Genomic DNA, 1463 nt, shown 5'->3' with positions numbered 1-1463 from the left:
CGAGGAGCCGCCGGGCCTCGTCGTCGTCGACCCCGGCGAAGACCCGCCCGATCGTGACCCCGTGCGTGGGCACGGCGACCACCCGGATCTCGTCCCCGGCCTCGACGGGGCCCGCGGCGAGGACCCGCGCGTACGCGCCCGGGCGCCCGCCCTCGGTGAAGCGCCGCACCCAGCGCGGCTTGCCCACGTGGTGGCCGAAGGTCTGACACGGGATCCGCGGCGTCGTGACCTCCATGCGCAGGCGGCCCACCTCCAGCACGGTGCCGATCTGCAACTGCGAGGTGTCGACGCCGGTCATGCGCAGGTTCTCGCCGAAGTACCCGGGCGGGATCGGGCCGCCGAACTCGGGCTCCCACTGCTCGACGTCGGACTCCGACAGCAGGTAGACGGCCTTCCACACCCCGCCGTGGTGCTGGCGGTCTGCCTGGACGTCGCCGTGGAGGCCGTACTCGCGCACCTGGACGGGGCCGTCGACGGGGCGCTTGTCGATCGCGGTGACGCCGACCCGGCCGGGCACCTCGAGCAGTTGGTCCACCACGCACACGGCGCGGACGGTGAACACCTCGCCCACGGTGATCGGCGCGCGCTCCGTTTCCGCGCCGACCATCACTGACCGAACCGACGGTTGCGGGCTCCGTACTCGCGCATCGCCCGGAGGAAGTCGACCCGCCGGAACGCCGGCCAGTACGCCTCGGTGAACCAGATCTCCGAATACGCGCTCTGCCACAGCAGGAAGCCCGAGAGCCGCTGCTCGCCGGAGGTGCGGATGACGAGGTCCGGGTCGGGCTGGCCCGAGGTGTAGAGGTGCTCGCCGATGCCGTCGACGGTGATCGCGTCGACCAGCTCCTGCCCGCTGCAGCCCTTGTCGATCAGCTCCTGGACCAGCTCGCGGGCGGCGTCGGCGATCTCCTGTCGGCCGCCGTACCCCACCGCGACGTTGACCTTGACGCCCGGCCTGCCCCTGCTCACCTGCTCGGCGTGGCGCAGTCGCTCGGCGAGCCAGTCCGGCAGCACCTCGAGACGCCCGACGATCCGGACCTCCCAGTTCTTCCCCGGGCCGGTGATCTCGTCCACCACGTCCGCGATGATCTGCAGCAGTTCATCGAGTTCCTCGGCATCGCGACCGAGGTTCTCCGTGCTGAGCAGGTAGATGGTGGCGACGTCCACACCGAGGTCGTCACACCAGCCCAGCATCTCGGCGATCTTGACCGCGCCCGCCCGGTGACCGTGCGCGACGTCGGTGAACCCCGCCTCGCGTGCCCACCGGCGGTTCCCGTCCGCCATCACGGCGATGTGCCGCGGCAGCCTCGACTCGTCCAACGAGGCGCGGAGGCGCGCTTCGTACAGCGAGTACAGGGGGAAGGAGACGGCCACGCGGAAAGGGTACCGCGCGGCGTCGCCCGCCCAGTGGTGCCCCTCGGGCCGCCGACCCCGGGCCGACCGCACCGGCGACGGGGGCGGCG

The 1463-nt window shown here is 72.3% G+C and carries 2 protein-coding genes; both read right to left on the bottom strand.

Annotated features, from left to right (window positions below; translation table 11 throughout):
- The coding region (locus G6023_RS04775; protein WP_187699960.1) for an MOSC domain-containing protein at positions 1 to 607 on the bottom strand (607 nt) is incomplete at its 3' end.
- Positions 607 to 1374 carry an isoprenyl transferase gene (locus G6023_RS04770; protein ID WP_067715669.1) on the bottom strand — a complete coding sequence of 256 codons (768 nt, stop codon included), beginning with the start codon at positions 1372 to 1374 and terminating at the stop codon, positions 607 to 609. The genes G6023_RS04775 and G6023_RS04770, both read right to left, overlap by 1 nt.
- Positions 1375 to 1463 lie beyond the last annotated feature (89 nt).

Source organism: Dietzia sp. DQ11-71 (genome assembly GCF_014144995.1).
Classification (GTDB): Bacteria; Actinomycetota; Actinomycetes; order Mycobacteriales; family Mycobacteriaceae; genus Dietzia; species Dietzia kunjamensis.
Note: the sequence above shows the minus strand (reverse complement) of the source record. Positions and strands in the feature narration are given on the sequence as shown.